This window comes from Gracilibacillus timonensis, assembly GCF_900086715.1.
Classification (GTDB): Bacteria; Bacillota; Bacilli; order Bacillales; family Amphibacillaceae; genus Gracilibacillus; species Gracilibacillus timonensis.
In genome coordinates, this window is record NZ_FLKH01000012.1 from 2,181,963 (window position 1) to 2,200,137 (window position 18,175).

The following is an 18,175-nucleotide window of genomic DNA, read 5'->3' on the forward strand; positions in this document are numbered from 1 at the left end:
ATAGAGGAGAGATGGCATGACTTTGTTAGCTGAACAACTTTTCTTATTATCGATAGATCCCAAAACCAAGCGACCCTATGGACGAGCTTCTTCCACACTGCCCTACAGTCTAAGTGGTGCATTGCTGGCAGAGCTTGTGCTGGAAGGGCAAATAGAAATGCAGCGTTCTAAATTAGGAGTCATTGATTCAGAAGTAGCTGATCCGTTGTTGCAAGAAAGCCTAACGGTGATGCAACATAAAAAGAAGAAAACACCAAAATACTGGGTTTCCGCCTTAAAAAGAACACATAAAAATCTCCCACGAGAAATGGCGATAAAATTAGACCATGCTGGGGTAGGCAGTATGGAGGAAAAACGAGTTTTGGGTGTTTTTTCATCGTATACCTACACGTTTGATCGAGCGGATTTTATCCAAACCACAAAGAAAAGCTTCCAGGTGGTTCTAGAAAAAATCAACAAGCACGAAGCATTAGCAAAAGAAGAAGAACGCATCGTGGTGCTGATGTCATTCGTCCATGTCAGCAACCTCATTCGCATCGTCTTCTCCGATCGAAAAGAAGCAAAGCAAGCTGAAAAACAAATAAAAAAACGAAGTAAGAATCTACCAGTTCCTCAGGCGGTTAAAGCAACGATAGATTCCATCCATGCCAGTATTTTTGCAGCAGCTGGCTCTGCTTCGAGATCATAGGGGAGTAGATAAACAAATGTAATCATTTTGAGTGTTTTTTATGTATCTCCTCTATTTAGTAAGGTGACATGAGATATTTTTTGGAAATTACAAATGGAGTGGCAGGCATGAAACAATGGTACGCGTATATGAAATCATTTGTTACCAATTTTTGCTCGTAGATCATGCCTGCAGATACTCCGTGACAACCACTAAAATTCTCTCTTTTAGATTAATATCTCGTTTTCTTATTATTCTATATCTAACACTAAACTCTGAAATGGCTTCAAATAAATTAATCGCTGAGAACTTACAGTAATATCGGTGTAATTATTTAATAAAACTTTAAAAGGCATTTCAACTTCTATTTCACAATATTCTGATTGGAAATTATTGATTATGTAGATGGTTTGCTCATTATTGGTTCGTTGATAAGCGACAATATTCTTCATATTTTCGAACAAAGGTGAGAATTCACCATATACCAAAACAGAACAATATTTTTTTTGTTTACGTAACTCAATCATTTTTTTGTAGTAATTTAATATTGATTTAGGATCATTAAGCTGCTGATCTACATTCACATTCTGATAATTAGAGTTTACTTTTAGCCATGGTGTCACCTCAGAAAAACCAGCATATTTACTATTTGACCACTGCATTGGTGTTCGTGCATTATCACGACTTCTTGGTGAAATCAAGCGTAGTGCTTCTTCTTCCTTAAATCCAGCATTTAGAGCTCTTTGGAAATGATCATGGGTTGATATATCATCATAATCATCAATCGAATTAAAATGTACGTTTGACATCCCCAGTTCTTGTCCTTGGTAGATGAAAGGTGTACTTCTTAAATAGAAAAAGATAGTTGCCAACATTTTCACACTATGACCACAAATTTGATCTGGATGTAAAAATTTATTGATAGACCGAGGACTATCGTGGTTTTCTATATGGGTAGGAGACCAACCAATTTTGGAAATGTGTTTTTGAGCTTTATAAATTTTTTGTTTCCATTCATCAACAGTCCACTGCTTATAGTCATACCAATTACCTTGACTAGGCATGCTGGGATTGTCATAAGAAAATTCAAATATCATTGAAAAGCAACCACCATCACCAACATACTGCTCTAAGTCCTTATATGGTACACCGACTGCTTCTCCTACAGTCATACAATCATATTTGTCAAATGTCTCTGTTTTCATTTCCTTTAGAAAACTTTCAATACCGGGTTGGTTAATACTTCCTTTATCTACATGAGCTAGGCCATCCAATCCGTCTGGAGCGAAATTAGGGAATTGTTGATTTTTCTTAATATAGGTAATGGCATCTACTCTAAAACCTTTGATTCCCTTATCCAGCCAAAAATTGATCATTTTATATATTTCTTTACGTAATTCAGGATTTTCCCAATTCAAATCAGGCTGTTCTTTAGAAAAAACATGAAAATAATATTCTTCGTCGTTAGAATTTGGTAATGGAGACCAAGAATTCCCACCGAAAATAGCACGCCAATTAGTAATCTCTTCTTTTTTCTTTATAATGAAATAATTTCGTTCTTTAGAGTTAGGCTCTGCAATAGCTTTTTGAAACCACTCATGTTGATCGGAGCAGTGATTAACTACAAGATCAAATAGAATTTTTATATTTTTCTTTTTTGCTTGATCTATTAATTCATACAAGTCTTCATTTGTTCCAAACATGGGATCCACCTGATAATAGTTTGATATATCATAACCATTATCTATCATAGGAGATTGAAAGAAAGGGCAAATCCAAATAGTATTTATACCTAAATCTTCTAGATAATCTAATTTTTCAATAATTCCCTTTATGTCTCCAATACCGTCATTGTTGCTATCTTTAAAGCTTTTAGGATATATTTGATAAACAATATCTTCTTTCCACCAATTCATAGTATCTATTGAAACCTCCTATTTTACCGCACCATCTGAGACGCCTCGAATAATAAATTTTTGTAGAAATAAAAACAAAATAATGATAGGAATGATAGTAATTAGTACAGTTGGGAAGATTAGGTCCCAAGCATTTCCATATTGCCCAGATTGTATTTTAGCAAAATAAATGGATAGAGTTAAAGTTTTATTCTCTCCATTTCCAATCACTAAGAAAGGTAGCAAATAATCATTCCAAATCCACATGGTGTTCAAAATTATAACGGTAACCGTAGTTGAACGAACCAACGGCATGATAATTTTAAAATAAACTTGAAACACAGAAGCACCATCCATAATGGCTGCTTCTTCAAGTGCAAGTGGTACATTTTTAATAAAACCATGATACAAGAATATAGACAAACTAAGACCAAAGCCGCCATACATAAACACTAATCCAAGCCCATTTTTTAGTCCTGCGTTATCAAACATATTGATTAATGGATACATGACAGACTGAAAAGGAATGAGCATAGATGATGTAAAAACTAGTAATAGTAATGATGATATTTTTCTCTTAAACCTTACCATCATCCAGGCAACACTTGATGAGACAGCTACAATAAGCAGAATCGAAAATCCAGTAATTAGTACAGTTACCGTAAATGAATTGATTAAATTAATTTCATCTATTGCTCGCTGAATATAGGCGAAATCCAACGTTTTCGGTAGAGCAAAAGGCGTACTCACAATCGCACTTTGTGATTTAAAAGAATTTATAATTAGAAAACTGATTGGAAATAATGTGTATATTGCTAAGATAATTAACAATACATACTTTAGTGTATTTGTAGTTTTACCAGATTTCGATAAATTTTTCATTACATCTCCACCTCTTTACGTTTGGTTATCACTACTTGTGTTAAGGCAATAATTGCAACAACAACAAAAAAGATAACAGCCTGTGCTTGTGCTAAACCATAATTGTTTGATGTATCACTAGGGACTCGAAGAATTTGCAAAGCTAGCATACGTGTATCAAACTCACCATTAGTCAATGCGACGTTCTGATCCAGTAATTTAAAACAATTTGAGAGAACTAAAAACAGAACAATGGTAAATGATGGCATAAGCATTGGTATGGTTATTTTTGTGAATCTATACCAAGCATTTGCTCCATCAATTGCTGCTGCTTCATATAATTCGGTAGGTATGTTGTTTAAGCCTGTAATATAAATGATCATCATATAACCAGCCATTTGCCACACAACAAGAAGTAACAGAGCAAAAAGATTTTTAGTGTTATCTTGTGTCATATTTGTAAGAGCTGAGAAAGGAATTAAACCATCTGGTCCAAAAAGTACTATAGAAAAGATGTTTTCAAATATAAACAGCCAAATAAAGCCTAATGCTAAACCACCCAATAGATTAGGTAGGAAAAAAGTAGCTCGGAAAAAACCAACTGCTTTTCCGATATTAGTTACTAATAAAGCTAATATTAATGCAACCACATTTACTACTACGACAGCTAATAAAGTGAATTTAATTGTATACATAAAGGCTTGTCGAAAATCTTCATTATTAAATGCTCTAATATAGTTTTCAAAACCAACCCAAGCCTGAAAAGCATTTTCTCCCCCAGCAAAATATACACCTCTCCATGCTGAAAAAGAATAAATTAATCCAATAATAAATGGGATTACAACAACGAACAAAAAAAGTAATACGGCAGGTATAGAAAAAGGAATAAACCATTTCTTGTAAACATTATTCATTACAATGCCTCCTGTAATTGAAAATGGAAACCCTTCATTGAATAGCAAATGAAGGGTTCATTGAAGCTTAAGTTAGTACTGACTATCTTGCTTTAACTCTACCCAGTCTTGAATAACTTGATCAGCAAAGTCAGGGTAGGTAGCTGGATCCCATTCTTCTGTATTCATATAGTTTTCTTTTAAAATGTCACCTGTGCTAAATAAGAAATTACCTGGTGAAGCATTAAATGGATTTGTCATTGTTTTTCCACTAGCTAAATAAGAACTTACTGCAGCATTAAGTGTATTAACACTGTCTACATTTTCCATATCATTATATAGTATAAACCCAGCTTGATCTCTCAAGAATTCTAAGCCGCGATCAGAAGTATATAACCATACAATAAAATCTTCTGCATCTTCAATTTGTTCTTCATCTGCTTTTTTATTAATAATCCAGTAGTTTGGAACAAAAGTAGGAATGGTTTGATTATAGTCTTCGACAGTCCAATTATCTAAATGAATATCATCATCTTCAAAAGGCATTTTAATAGGGATAATATCCAAAGATGGTAACATTTCTTCATTTATTTTTGCTAATTCGGGATATATCCAGTTCCCTTGTTTTAAAAATAATCCTTTATGCTCTGAAAATAATTGCAATGAATTATCATAACTACCAACCGTACCATTAATGAATTCGGAACCACGTGTCATAGGTCCTTCATCGCCTGCTGCATGAGAAGTATTATATTCTAAAACTTCCATATATTTAATAAGTGCTCCTTTAACTTGTTCGAAATCATCTGGTTCCGAATAAAGAGCATCGGAGTAGCTTTCAAATACTGTATTCATTGGAACATTAATCATGTGATCAGAGTAGGTCCATTTCTCAGCACCAGCTTCTGTAAAGATACCGGTTAAATTAGATGTTAATTCTGTTTTTTCATCAGCTAGGCTATACTCATTGCCATTTAGAGAAATAGTACTTGTTTCATCGTTTTGAATAAATGCGTCTACTTTATCTGTGAAATCAATGAATTCTTCGTAGTTTACTGTTCGAAGATCCTCAAATAATGCTTCAAAATCAGCTTCCGGAAATAAATCTGCTAACAATTTTTTATCAACAATGTAACCATAACCTTCAAGCGTGTATGGTATTCCGAAATTTGTATCATTGTCTACGTTTAATCTCAGATTATCTGGAACTTCATCCGCCAATTGTTGCAGTTCATCGTTTGTGGATTTTTGCATATTGTACATGAAATCACCATCATCAGGTCCCCAAGTAACTAAACTGTTTGTTGCATAAATGGTAGGCGCAGCGTTGGAATTCATCTCAACATTCATGGTTTCTGTGACATCAGCGCCAGACCCTGGAGAAAATGTCTTTATCGTTTTACCAGTTTCTTCTTCATAATCCAATGCTAATTGATCTAATGAATCACTTATTTCACTTTTTGTATTAAAGATGTAAATATCTTCACCTGAACTAGATCCGCCACTACTTGAACAACCGCCTATAAATAAAGCGCTTAAAAATAAAATAGATAAACTAACCATTTTTTTCATGTATAAATCCTCCCCTTAAACATTAATAAAAAAATATAACTTCATGAAGTGATTTCTCAAAAATAATTATATGTCAACCGTTTTCATATGTCAATCGTTTTCATATGATTATTTTAAGAATCCTTGATATATAAGTAGAATTTACTTGTATATCAAAGGCTTTAGAAGTGGTAACTAGTTTTGATGTATTTTTGATATTGGTTAGAACATTGAATTATATTTATAAGTAGTATCCTCGCCGGAACAAGGTAGTGAGATCTAACTATGACCCTTTTTGAGTTATAACATAGTCTACGTTGATTCTCTAATAATCAGTGATGTTTTTAAATCTATTTGTTTAGGTGCCCTAGTTCCTAATAATTTTGAAAATAAGATCTCCGCTGCGTATTCTCCCATTTCTTGTATAGGTTGACGAATAGTGGTTAGTTTTGGATAAACCAAAGAAGCAATAGGCTGGTCATCAAAGCCTAATACCGCAAGTTCATCGGGGATTTTTATATTCTCATCATATGATTGACCAATTACTCCTGCGGCAACTAAATCACCATTAGCAAATACGGCATCTGGTTTTTTTGGAAAGGAACAGATAGTTTTAGTCCAGTTTTTACCATCTTCAATAGTTAAGATATTTGGAAAAAATAATTCTTCATTGTAAGATACTCCAAAGCTTTGATGTGCAGATATAAAACCTTGCAAACGAAAGTCAGTGTCTTGAATGGACCCTCCGGTTAGATATGCAATGTTTGTATAACCTTTTGTTAAAAGATAAGTTACAGCCTCGTGAGTAGCTAGGTGTTCATCAATTTTAATAATAGGCATTTCATCATTAGCTGTGTATCGATTACAAATGACTACTTTACTCAAATCTATGTATCTTTTTAATGTTTTATAGCTATTTTCTGCATTTGTCATTATCAAACCATCTATTTGTTTTGCTTGTAACATTTGCAAAAAATTAATTTCTCTATTTTTATCTTCCAGTGTCTGCAACACTACCACCTGGTAGCCATTCCTATAAGCCACTTGCTCAATGGCATCAACTAAATATGAGAAGAAAGGATTAGTAACTCTCGAGATAATTACTCCAATTAATTTAGTTTGTTTTCCTCTCAGTTGTTGTGCAATCCTATTTGGCGTGTAATTCATGGTTTCCATAGCCTCAAAAATTAATTTTTGTGTTTTTTCAGAGACATAAGGGTGGTTATTTAATGCTCTTGACACAGTTGTTACGGATACTCCTACTTTTTTCGCTACGTCTTCAATAGTTGCCATCAGAGATCACTTCCTATGTATTTAATAATATTTTATTTTATGAATGGTACCGATCAATGTATAAACATAACCTTCTTATATTTTCTTTGTTAGATCGCGAGTAATAATTAACCAATAATATCCAAGTGCGGATAGAAAAAAGACCTCCTTCTTGTAGATTGAAGTTACCAACCGACAAACTACAGAAGAGGTGTCCTCATAAAAAAGAATACCACATTCCTTAAAGTGTTTCAAAAGAATATTTCCAATTAAAAACTTATTATCATTCATGGAGCTATCGTTTACAAAGATTCAGCCCAGAAAATGGGTATGTTTTAAAGCTCGCCATTAACCCACGCACGAGAAATTATAAAAAGGGTTAATGTGACTGTGTAAACGCAAAGATCAGGAGTACCCGAGACCGTTATTTAAGAAAGACTAATACAGGATGAAAAAATTATCCCATCTCGTCTTGTGCGTGCGACATTAAAAACTCCCTCTCCTTACATAAAACAAATGCGCATAACACCTACAATCAGACGACCCAAACCCTTTTACAGGCATAACGGCATTAAGTTCTGTTCTTAAACGCTGAAAAAGTGCACACTCCCCTTCTTCTCCGGGATAAGTCTGCACTACTTCGACCCGCAAAAATGGCCGCAAATAATCGATATGCCAACTCTGTTTCTTTTCGACTTGCAGATGCCTCTGAATCCTTGCTGTTATATGGCGTTTGGCACTGCCGACATATACATACCATCCTTTGTCAAAATCAAATGTTCCTAATTTTCCAATGGTGATGGTTTGTGCTTCAGGTAAATAGCCTTTGATAGCATAGAGAGTGTCTTCTTGATTAACGGAATAAGTAACCTGCTCCATCTTTCTCACCTCTAATGATTAGAATGGAAGAAATTATAACGCAGTGTACCGGATTAATCAACGATCTAAGGTGAATATGTTTAGTCCTTTCCTACTCGTGGTATTATGGACAATGTAGGGCATACTAACCTTAGATTACAAAAAGGAGTGTATGATAATGGCTAAAATTGCAACCGTAATTACCGATATGTTTGAAGATGTGGAATATACAGATCCTGCACAGGCGTTTCAGGATGCAGGTCATGAAGTCGTAACGATTGAGAAAGAAGCTGGTAAGCAAGTAGAAGGAAAACAAGGCGAGGCGACAATTACCATTGATAAAGGGATAGACGGCGTATCACCGGGTGATTTCGATGCCCTATTTATTCCTGGTGGTTTTTCTCCGGATATACTGCGGGCGGATGACCGCTTTGTGGCGTTTGCCAAGCATTTCATGGATGAGATGAAGCCGGTTTTTGCGATTTGTCATGGTCCTCAGTTGTTGATTACAGCAAGGACGTTAGACGGTCGTGGTGCTACAGGATTTAAGTCAATCCAGGTCGATATGGAAAATGCCGGCGCGAAATTCAAAGATGAAGAAGTGTTTGTTTGCCAAAATCAACTAGTAACTAGCCGTACACCGGGTGATTTACCAGCATTCAAACGTGAATCGTTAAACGTATTGGCATCTTAAAGGAGGAAGAGGGCAGTGATGACTGCTCTCTTTTTCTTGAAAGATAAGAAAGTATAAAATTCTGAGTATGAAAGGATGTGGACCGATTTTGATCTTGAACGAATGGTGATACCGATAAGATGGATGATGTAAAGTATCTAGTTCCATTATTCCATGTAGTAAAGTTGATTGTTTGTCAATGCTAGGAAACGCTCCGAAAATAGGTTCCGCTTCGATGCATAGGACATGCAAGTGCAGGCGTTACGACAGGAGGTCGTGATCTTAGCCTGCGAACCTCCATGTCTTGGCTCAGCCTCCTGATATGAACGAAACTGTCAAGCCTCCCACTCTGCACTAAGTTTTAATCTATTTTTGACAAACTTTAAGAAGAGAACCGATTTTTGGCTTCTTTACTTTCTGGGTGTTATATGTGCAGCCTACTGGCTAGACTAGCTTCTTCTTTAACTTAGCGATCATTTCTCACCTCTTCGAATGGTTGTCAAGTGCTCTTCTTTACTACCATTCGAAGAGGTGAGACACTCTTTTTAGTTAAAGAAGGAATCATCTTACCTCCTTCATCATTTTTGGAATAGATGGATAAGAACACGGCACGAAGGCAAAAATCTCTACTGCGGTTTGCATTCTGATATTCGTGGGTTTTCACATTTTATCTTTCCGTATAAAGGACTTTTCCACTAACTCGTGACGTGCGTTATTCTATACAGAAATGGCACAGAGGAGGCACGTGGGTTTTCCTTTCCGGTTTTTTTCTTTGCCTTCGGGCCCTATTCTCATTCTTCTATTTTTATTCATAAAACGTGTATGCTGGCTTCTATCATTTATTAGAGATTAGACGTAGGAACATCCTCCATTTCTTGCGTAATTGCCCATATAAAACCTGCTAATTCCCTCGCTACTGCGGTAATCGCTTTACCACTTTCTTTTCCTCTGGATAATAATCGATAATATTTTTTGTGTAACCGGTTTTGTGCTTTCCAAGATATTGCTTGAACACTGGCACTCTGACCTTCTTGCCTTTTTTTCAGCTGCCCTTTTACGGCCGGTTGATAACGATAACTCCAAGCGGATTCTATTAATAGACGACGCACATGTCGATTTCCTGTTTTGGTAACATTCCCTTGATTTCTTCTGTCACCACTTGAATCCTCACTTGGAATTAATCCAACATAAGCCATGAAGTGTTTGGGGTGAACAAATCTTTTGAATGATCCAATCTCAGCTACGAGGCTTGTAGCTGTAATTAAAGCCACCCCTCTCAAAGCCTGTAGTGCCTGAATTTTTTGGGCATGTACACCTTCCGTTGCTTGTGTTTTTATCTCTTCTTCATACCTTTTTACACGCTGTTCAATCTCCTGTAATTGATGAAAAGATTCCTGAAAGACAGTGCTTGAAGCAGACCGTTCGAATGTCAAAGTACTTAACCACTCCCGATACTTATAGGTCCACGTTCTTACCCCTTCTGGAGGATAGATATGGTGCCGTAACAGAAATTTGGTTAACCGATGTTTTGCCCTTGACTCATCTTCTTTTGCATCTTCCCTTGCCCGAACTAAATCACGAAGAGCTTCATCATCTTCGGTCGGCACATAAATAGATGTTAATTCGCCGGCACGAAATAGTTGAGCGAGTCTAACAGCATCCCTTTTATCCGTTTTGATTCTCTCACCAGGCTTTTGGGGAATAAGAGAGGGAGCAATGACATCACATTCTATTCCAAGACTAAGAAAGAATCTGTGCAGTTTGTAGCCTGTTGGCCCCGCTTCATAACAAATTCGAAGGGATGTAGGATCGCCTAATTTCTTTACTAACCTTCTAATGCTTTCATACTTGTGAGGGACGACTCCCCAATATCTTGGTTTTTCTCGCCCTTCCTCTGCAATAGCAACTGAAATTTTTCCCTTGTGCACGTCTAATCCAACGTATTTAGTGGTATCCTTCATAATAACTAGCTCCTTTCGTAATGTAGCTCTCATTTGGTTTTGTTTCTTTAGTAGTCAGTCTAACCAGATTAACCTACGAAATTACAAGTAAGGAGCTAGTTTCGTTCATGATAACTCGTCAGCAAAGAACGCTTCCTGCGGGGTCTTCACACTGCGCTTTTCTCGCAGGAGTCTCCACCTATTTCCTCCGCTGGGTAGTAGCACTACAATCGAATGGTTGCGAAGATGAAGTGTTCTAGACACTATATTTCTGCCAATAAGCAAACCGCATAACCTTTTTCTGAGAACGGTTTGATCCTACGTTATGACTTTTATATTTGTAGCATGATCATTACGCAACCGAAGAATCAGCTGACGATTTTCTCCTTTCGCTACAACACTGTCTAGGTACCTAGAACCCTTCATTCTAGCAGTAACAACCATTGTTGTACTTTTACCTAGCGGAGGGAATATGCGGAGACTCCTATGGGAACAGGACGAGCTGAAGATCCACTAAAAAGTGCTTTTCTTTTTAGTTAGCTGAAGCCGTCCCCATGGAAAGCGCAGCATATTCCCGCAGCGCTCGCCTAGCACAAAAAATCCGGTCAAACTCACCACTAAGGAAAGTGGGCTACTTAACATAATCTATCTTATCGCCAGTTCAGTGGCTGTTTTGAGTGGTCGGCAAAGGACCGGGCGAATTTGGCCCGGTTTTTCTTATATACTGGAGTAATGGTTTGATGAGAAAAAGATAAACGTTCCTTAATCCCTTCGCCAGAACATGATTAACGTGTTTGAATATGATATGATAGTTGTAAAGTAAAAGCGGAAAGGAATGATTTTTAATGGCCATTCCCAACGAAAAAAGGAAATATTCATACGCTGATTATCTAACCTGGGAGGAAGGGGAAAGGTTGGAGTTAATAGATGGGAAAATATGTAATATGTCTCCAGCTCCTTCACGTAGACATCAGCAGATTCTAAGAGAGTTATCTACTGCTTTTTCAGTGTTTTTGCGAGATAAGGATTGTGAAGTATTTTTTGCACCGTTTGATGTTCGCCTTTTAGCTGAGGATAAACAGGATAGTGATGTAAATAATGTCGTTCAACCGGATTTGTCGGTTGTGTGTGAGCAAGATAAACTAGATGACAAAGGTTGTAATGGATCACCAGATATGATTATCGAAGTTCTTTCACCTTCCTCTGTGAAGTTAGATCGATGGGAGAAATATCAGTTGTATGAACAGGCGAAGGTAAAGGAATATTGGATTGTTGATCCGATTAACGAATCAGTAGAAATACATTGGCTGGCGGGGCAGAAGTACAAATTTCAAGGAGTTTTTACAAAAGAGGACACGGTTTCTGTTGAAACGTTAACGGGATTAAACTTAGAACTAAATCGAATATTTGAATAAGAAGTAGCTGCAATCTTTCTTCCAATCGAAAATACGACAAATGCAAATGAATCTGAAGTATTTTTAATAACAGAATAAAATGAATCCGCTATCAATCTAACAAAGCTCTCGATTTTTTCTGAACACAGTGTCACTGCAGTTCCCTCCGATTTATTTAACAAAAATAGAATTTTGTGGTAGGATAGAGAGAACATAACGAAGGAGGGATAGGATGAAAAGCACAGGTATTGTCAGAAAAGTAGATGAACTGGGGAGAATTGTGATTCCAAAAGAATTGCGTAGAACACTAGAGATCGATATCAAGGATCCGATGGAGATTTTTGTCGATGAAGAGAAAATTATTCTACAGAAATATACACCGGGACATGCCTGTATTGTAACTGGTGAAGTCAATTCAGACAACTTAGTGCTTGGGGGAGGCAAGATCACCTTGAGTCCGGAAGCAGCTAGGCAGCTTGTCGAAGAAATAGAGCAACAATGAGAAACAGAATGAATAATGAGAAAGATGTAGTAGGAGAATGTGGAATCCTCGCGGGAACGCTCTCTTTTTCATTCATATAACAAACAACGACCTGTTTTCCCTAGAAAAGGAGAACAGGTCGTTGTGTTATTTACAGATAAATCTCTACACGATTTGGTTGATCATCGCTTAATAATGCTTGGATCTCCTGTTTATCTAGTTGAAACCCGCCGGTACGGTATGGGTTTACTAATGTTTTCGTTTCGATGCTGTGTCCGTTCACTATCACCTTGTGCTCCGCTGCTGATGTGTGGTAAATGAAGGTGACAGGTTTGCTGCAACAATGGAAATCGAATTGCAGTCCGTCTAATTCATCGGTAAGAACGGGATCGATAATCACACCGTCTTGTACTTCGCGTATACCTAAGGCATTGGTAATTAGCTGATTGATATAGATTCCCGGGCCGCTGGAGTATATCCGCCAGCCGCCTTTGACAGCAACTTCGCCGGTTCGTAGCTTGTCAAAGTCTTTCGCTGCTTGATAGCGAGTGGCGAACTTACCATCTGAACTGCTGAAGTAGGTATTGCTTTGGCGCAGCTCTGCGTTGGTTACTACATCCTTGATACCAACTGGGTTGATTACCGCTAAACCTTGCCATACTTCTTCTGGTTTGCCGAGTTTGGCCATGGCTTCGATGAAACGGATATGGGCATGTACATACTGTAAGCCGATTTCACGACCGAAATTACTGGCTTGCTCTGCCCGTTTAAAATGAGTACTGACGCCGCCATTATATGGAGCAGGCTGACTCATTAGGCGTACACCATCTGGGAAATACAATTTATTTCGGATTAATTGATAATGATCCTCTGCCTGTTCCTTGGTGAACAGTTCACTAATAATCGAACGTTGCATAGGCAGTAAGCGATATTGAATCCCGGTGCGCTGGTCTGTTGGATGCAAGATTTTCTCTGGATGCTGCGTATCTTCCATATAGATAAATCCTGGCATGACCTGATCATCTAACATATAGGTGGTGACATCTTGCTTGATCGCCTGAGCTAGTTCTTTCCACTCGTCAGCTTGCGGATAGCCTTGTTGTTCACCTATCTTGGCTAATTTGGTCAAGGATTGATAGAGCAGAGCTGTTGTCCAGGAGCTGACCATATTCGTTTTAAAGGCTGGGTTAGCAGGCTGTAATGTATCATCCCAATCCCCGTCGTCATAGGCGGGCAAATGAGTTCCATGTAAAAAATGCTGCTTTATATAGGTCATCTGTTTCTCGATATGATGCCATAGCGTATATTTCTTGTCGGTGAACTGTTTTTCTTCGCGATCCATGTAAGCCAGTTCTTCCTCTAAGATGGAGGTGTCCCCAGTGGCTTCAAGATAGTCACCAACTACCTTCAATGGCCAGACGATAATATCCCCGTGACTTTCTTCTTGCTGGATGGAAGTATAGCGGTCAAACATAAACCATTGCGGCCAATCACCTTGATCGGCGTATTGATGGGCGTATACCCTTTGAATAATATCTTTCACGGTTTGGTAATTGCCTGTCGCCATAAAGTATTCCAGTGGTCCTTGATTGACATCCCTCGTGCCCCAAGCGGCTCCGCCATATTGTTCAAGACCGTGTGGATTGGAGAAATGAACCAGCATATTATGGGTATACCACCATGCCAGAATATTTAATCTTTCCACAGCGGATTGCTGTTTTCCGTCTATGTCTAAATGGAAGCCACCCAGTAATTGTTGGTAAAAATCGCGATATCGTTCCGTTTCTTGGGCAAAATCGTGGGATACCAACGTTGGAACTGTTTTTTTGACATCACCTTGCAGGATGACGGTAAATTGATTGGCAGCGGAGAGCTCCATGACAAGTAAAGTGGCTTCTCCTGGTTGGGCATTAGCAGCTAATCGGCGCTCATCGTAAAGAGTGACTTCTGTTCCTGTCATCTGCATTTGATAGTGCAATCCTGGATAAACGGCGTCTGCTTGTTCCTTTTCGAAATAAAAGGAATCGTCTGTTGTTTGCATTGTCGATAGAAATTCTTCGGTCAATTGCTGTGTCAGGATATAGGAATAAGCCTTTCCGGACGCTGATTCTACTTGAAGCTGTGCTTGTTGTTGATCAACCGTGGTAAAGCTAGTAACCATGATCATGTCTTCCGCTGTTTTATAGTACCAGCGTGTATAGTTAAAACCAATCTCAAACAAAGATGGCATGGTTAGTTGCTGGTACTTATCGTTTAATTTGACATAAAGACGTTGTCCTGCTGTTTTGAAACGATTCAATGGATTGCGAGAATTCGTCATCCATTTATTGAGCTCTACGTTTCCGGCTGATACCTGTGAGTTAAAGATGCCGTACATATAAGCAGTGGAGGTAAAGACATCCTCGCGTACATGATCGTTATTTCCACTTAATAGGATATGACCATGCGGTCGCTCTATGCATTGTTCTTTCTTTTTTAGCACAACATGCTCATACGTATCTGTAAAAAAGGATAACAGTTGATCCTCTTGGTATTCTTCTACCTTGCGTTTAGGAAAATAAGTGGCAATCTCTTCTGTCGTAAGTGTCTCGGTCTGAAGTGGCTCGGCAAAATCGTTGGACCAGCTTATCCCTGCTTGATCCTTGTATGCCGAAGCTTGTTGTTTTACTTCCTGCCACGCTTGTTGAATCTCTTCGGTAAAAGTCAATTCAGTAATGGCTTGAGCATGGTTCGGCTGGAAATGCCCATAAAAGACAAATTGTTCTTCACCTTTTAGCGTTAATTGTTCAGATTGGAGACCGGTGTACGCAAATTCATACTGATAAACCTCGTTTGCTAAGTGCTCCTGATTTAATGCCTCTGGCTGATTCGTCGTTTTATAGGATAAGCCAAAAAACTGAAAGCCATCGGTAGAATAACCAACCGTTTTGTCTAATGCTCCTTGTTGTAAATAGGGGTGTTGCCCATCTTGTGGTTGGTTCTGACGAGCAGTAACGACGTAACCTTGCTGGGCATTCTCGAATACGTGATAATCGATGTATTGAGATACATAGGATTCGTTTGCTTGAACGGCTCCTTTGCCTGCTAAACCAAGATCTTGTCCGTAGATCAAGTCTACTTGTTTGTCCTTACCAGATAGATTAACCTCCCAGAACCAAGTAGACTGGTGCAGATGGAAAATCACTTCATAATTTACCCCGGCAAACTTTCCCGTCCACTTCGCTTTGTTTTCCCCTAGCGAGAAACGACTGTCGGAATGAACACCTAATAGTGGAGCCGAAGCAAGATGGCCATCTGTTTGCACGACACGTAAGTAGATATTCTGTAACGATCCATCCAGGCTATTGGATAATACTTGGTTGATTAATATATTTTCATGTTGAATGCCATAGATATCTCCACTGTTTAAGAAAGAGAAGTCTAGTAGGTCGGATCTAAAAGTTGCGATAGGCTGTGTGGTCATGATTGTCCCGTCCTTTCTATATTAAATAAGCGTAAAAAATGTATTAACGGTTTCTTGGCTGTTTGGCCCTACTAACACCTCGAAATCACCAGGGTCACTACTGTAACTCATGTCGGAATGGTAATAGCGGAGTTGCTCTTCCGTTAAGGTAAAGTGAATCTCCTGTTCTTCCCCAGGGAGGAGCTTCACTTGTTTAAAGTCTTTTAATTCTTTGACCGGTCGGACTACTTCACCCACTAAGTCACGTAGGTAAAGCTGCACTGTCTCCGTTCCTGTCCAATTGCCCGTATTTTTGACTTTAACAGTAAGGTTAAGTGTACGATCAGACGTCAATTGATCCGTGGATAATACAGGTTCTTGGTAAGCAAAAGTAGTATAGCTTAAGCCGAAGCCAAATGGGAATAATGGTCCATTCGGGCTGTCCAGATATTGAGATACATATCTAACCTGGGCATCTGGTGCCCCTTTCGGTCTGCCGGTATTGTAGTGGTTGTAGTACACAGGTATTTGCCCAACGCTGTTAGGGAAGGACATGGTTAGTTTGCCAGAGAAATTCTCGTCTCCATATAATAAATCAGCTAAAGCATTGCCGCCCTCTGTACCTGGGAACCACGCCTCAATGATTGCATGGGAATGCTCGATAACTCCATGTAAATCAAGAGGTCGCCCGTTGAATAAAATGCTGACAATGGGTTTATCTAGCTCTGCTAAGGACTGTAATAAGTCGAGTTGTGCCTGCGGAAGTTGAATATTGGTTAAGGATCCGGCTTCACCACTCATTGTTGAATGTTCACCAAGTGCTACGATTAAAACGTCCGCTTGTTGAGCAACGGTTAATGCTTGTTCTAAAGAAGTGGCGTTTATCTCTGAAATATCACTGCCGACAGCGAGTAGCGGCTCTTCTTGTAATTTATTGACCAACCCCTGTCTTAGCGTAATGGCGTCTTCTTTAGAACCTTGCCATGACCATTGTCCCAGAATATCCCCATTGTCGGCAAAAGGGCCAATCAGTGCGACCTTTTGTGATTTCTGTAATGGTAAGGTTTGATCGTTTTTTAACAAGACGCTACTCTCGATGGCCAGCTGTTTGGCTGCTTCTCGATGAGGGGCAGACATGATAATCTGTTCTTCTTGTACGGGATCAGCGCCACGGTATGGATTTTCAAATAGTCCCAACTCTTCTTTAAGCTGCAAGATACGCAAAACGGATTGATCGATGGTCTGTTCATCGATAACTCCTTCTGCTACCAATTCTTCCAAATGGCTGGCATAGCAGTCGGTCATCATTTCAATATCGGTTCCTGCGCTTAATGCCTTTCTAGCGGCATCTTTTTTATCAGCAGCGACTCCGTGGGGGATTAATTCTTTTACTGCGCCCCAATCCGATATCATAACACCATCAAAATCCCAGTCTCCACGGAGCAGACCGTTCATTAAAGTTTGATTGGCTGTAGCGGGAATACCGTCTACTATATTAAAGGAAGACATCACCATCTTACAGTCTTCATCCAGGGCTGCCTTATAAGCTGGCAAATACATTTCTTGGAGCTGGCGGTCAGACATATTGACCGTATTATAATCACGTCCGCCTTCTGCTGCTCCGTATGCGGCGAAGTGTTTAACACAAGCGGCTACATGTTCCTTGCTTTCTTTCAGATGATCACCTTGGAAACCGCGAACTTGCGCCTTGGCGAATACGCCATTTAAATAAGGATCTTCACCGGTTGTCTCCATTACGCGACCCCATCTCGGATCTCTGACAAGGTCGACCATCGGTGCAAAAGTTACGTGGATACCAGATACTGCCGATTCCTTTGCGGCTACACGGGCGCTTTCCTCGGCAAGGGCAGGGTTCCAGGAACAGCCAATGGCCAGTGGAATAGGAAAGATGGTTTTAAAGCCGTGAACAACATCCGACATGAAAAGCAAAGGAATGCCCAAACGACTTTCGGCTAAGTGCTGTTTTTGAATCGAGCGAATTTCTTCCGCACCTGAAGCGCCGAGTACCGAACCGATATTGGGAATATCCTCATCGGTTATTTGCATTGCTGCCATCGGGCCGGTTATTTCTCCTTGTTTACTGCTGCCCTTAAAGAAAGGAGTAGCCAACTGTGTAAGCTGGGCAACCTTTTCAGGTAGTGTCATTTGATTTAAAAGCTCATATAAGTCGCGTTTCGACATATAACAATCCTCCATTTTACGATCAAATCTATGGGTTTCTTCGAAT

Annotated in this window: 13 protein-coding genes; 4 read left to right on the forward strand and 9 right to left on the reverse strand. The window is 38.9% G+C overall.

What is annotated here, in order from left to right; genetic code table 11:
- Positions 1-16: 16 nt before the first annotated feature.
- Complete coding sequence (locus tag BN6556_RS21275; protein ID WP_066196197.1) at positions 17-688, forward strand: GOLPH3/VPS74 family protein; 672 nt, start codon at positions 17-19, stop codon at positions 686-688.
- A gap of 230 nt (positions 689-918) precedes the next feature.
- Here BN6556_RS21275 and BN6556_RS21280 read toward each other — a convergent pair whose 3' ends face one another.
- From BN6556_RS21280 to BN6556_RS21305, 6 genes are all read right to left on the reverse strand, one after another.
- Entirely contained in the window at positions 919-2,583 is a 1,665-nt protein-coding gene (locus tag BN6556_RS21280) for a glycoside hydrolase family 13 protein (protein WP_066196200.1), read from the reverse strand.
- A gap of 18 nt (positions 2,584-2,601) precedes the next feature.
- Positions 2,602-3,444, reverse strand: a complete 843-nt coding sequence (locus BN6556_RS21285) for a carbohydrate ABC transporter permease (protein WP_066196203.1) — start codon at positions 3,442-3,444, stop codon at positions 2,602-2,604.
- Positions 3,444-4,337, reverse strand: coding sequence for a carbohydrate ABC transporter permease (locus BN6556_RS21290; RefSeq protein ID WP_066196205.1), 894 nt, complete (start codon positions 4,335-4,337; stop codon positions 3,444-3,446). The genes BN6556_RS21285 and BN6556_RS21290 overlap by 1 nt, the downstream gene beginning before the upstream one ends.
- A gap of 72 nt (positions 4,338-4,409) precedes the next feature.
- Positions 4,410-5,888, reverse strand: a complete 1,479-nt coding sequence (locus BN6556_RS21295) for an extracellular solute-binding protein (protein WP_066196208.1) — start codon at positions 5,886-5,888, stop codon at positions 4,410-4,412.
- 291 nt (positions 5,889-6,179) lie between these two features.
- Positions 6,180-7,160 carry a LacI family DNA-binding transcriptional regulator gene (locus BN6556_RS21300; protein ID WP_066196213.1) on the reverse strand — a complete coding sequence of 327 codons (981 nt, stop codon included), beginning with the start codon at positions 7,158-7,160 and terminating at the stop codon, positions 6,180-6,182.
- Positions 7,161-7,625: 465 nt separating this feature from the next.
- Positions 7,626-8,018 carry a GIY-YIG nuclease family protein gene (locus BN6556_RS21305; RefSeq protein WP_066196216.1) on the reverse strand — a complete coding sequence of 131 codons (393 nt, stop codon included), beginning with the start codon at positions 8,016-8,018 and terminating at the stop codon, positions 7,626-7,628.
- A gap of 154 nt (positions 8,019-8,172) precedes the next feature.
- Here BN6556_RS21305 and BN6556_RS21310 point away from each other — a divergent pair, with 154 nt between their 5' ends.
- Positions 8,173-8,691: a type 1 glutamine amidotransferase domain-containing protein gene (locus BN6556_RS21310; RefSeq protein ID WP_148436848.1), complete on the forward strand. Its 519-nt coding sequence runs from the start codon at positions 8,173-8,175 to the stop codon at positions 8,689-8,691.
- A gap of 821 nt (positions 8,692-9,512) precedes the next feature.
- Here BN6556_RS21310 and BN6556_RS21315 read toward each other — a convergent pair.
- Positions 9,513-10,631, reverse strand: a complete 1,119-nt coding sequence (locus BN6556_RS21315; RefSeq protein ID WP_066188741.1) for an IS110 family RNA-guided transposase — start codon at positions 10,629-10,631, stop codon at positions 9,513-9,515.
- 824 nt (positions 10,632-11,455) lie between these two features.
- On the opposite strand from BN6556_RS21315, the gene BN6556_RS21320 reads away from it, so the two are divergent.
- Together BN6556_RS21320 and BN6556_RS21325 are read left to right on the forward strand one after the other, a co-directional pair.
- Complete coding sequence (locus BN6556_RS21320) at positions 11,456-12,025, forward strand: Uma2 family endonuclease (protein ID WP_066196222.1); 570 nt, start codon at positions 11,456-11,458, stop codon at positions 12,023-12,025.
- A 211-nt stretch (positions 12,026-12,236) separates the two neighbouring features.
- Positions 12,237-12,506 (forward strand): AbrB/MazE/SpoVT family DNA-binding domain-containing protein, encoded by a 270-nt coding sequence (locus BN6556_RS21325; protein ID WP_066196225.1) that lies wholly within the window; start codon positions 12,237-12,239, stop codon positions 12,504-12,506.
- A 130-nt stretch (positions 12,507-12,636) separates the two neighbouring features.
- Here BN6556_RS21325 and BN6556_RS21330 read toward each other — a convergent pair whose 3' ends face one another.
- Together BN6556_RS21330 and bglX are read right to left on the reverse strand one after the other, a co-directional pair.
- Entirely contained in the window at positions 12,637-15,948 is a 3,312-nt protein-coding gene (locus tag BN6556_RS21330; protein WP_066196228.1) for a cellobiose phosphorylase, read from the reverse strand.
- A 21-nt stretch (positions 15,949-15,969) separates the two neighbouring features.
- Positions 15,970-18,129 carry a beta-glucosidase BglX gene (gene bglX, locus BN6556_RS21335; RefSeq protein ID WP_066196231.1) on the reverse strand — a complete coding sequence of 720 codons (2,160 nt, stop codon included), beginning with the start codon at positions 18,127-18,129 and terminating at the stop codon, positions 15,970-15,972.
- Between the last annotated feature and the right edge of the window lie 46 nt (positions 18,130-18,175).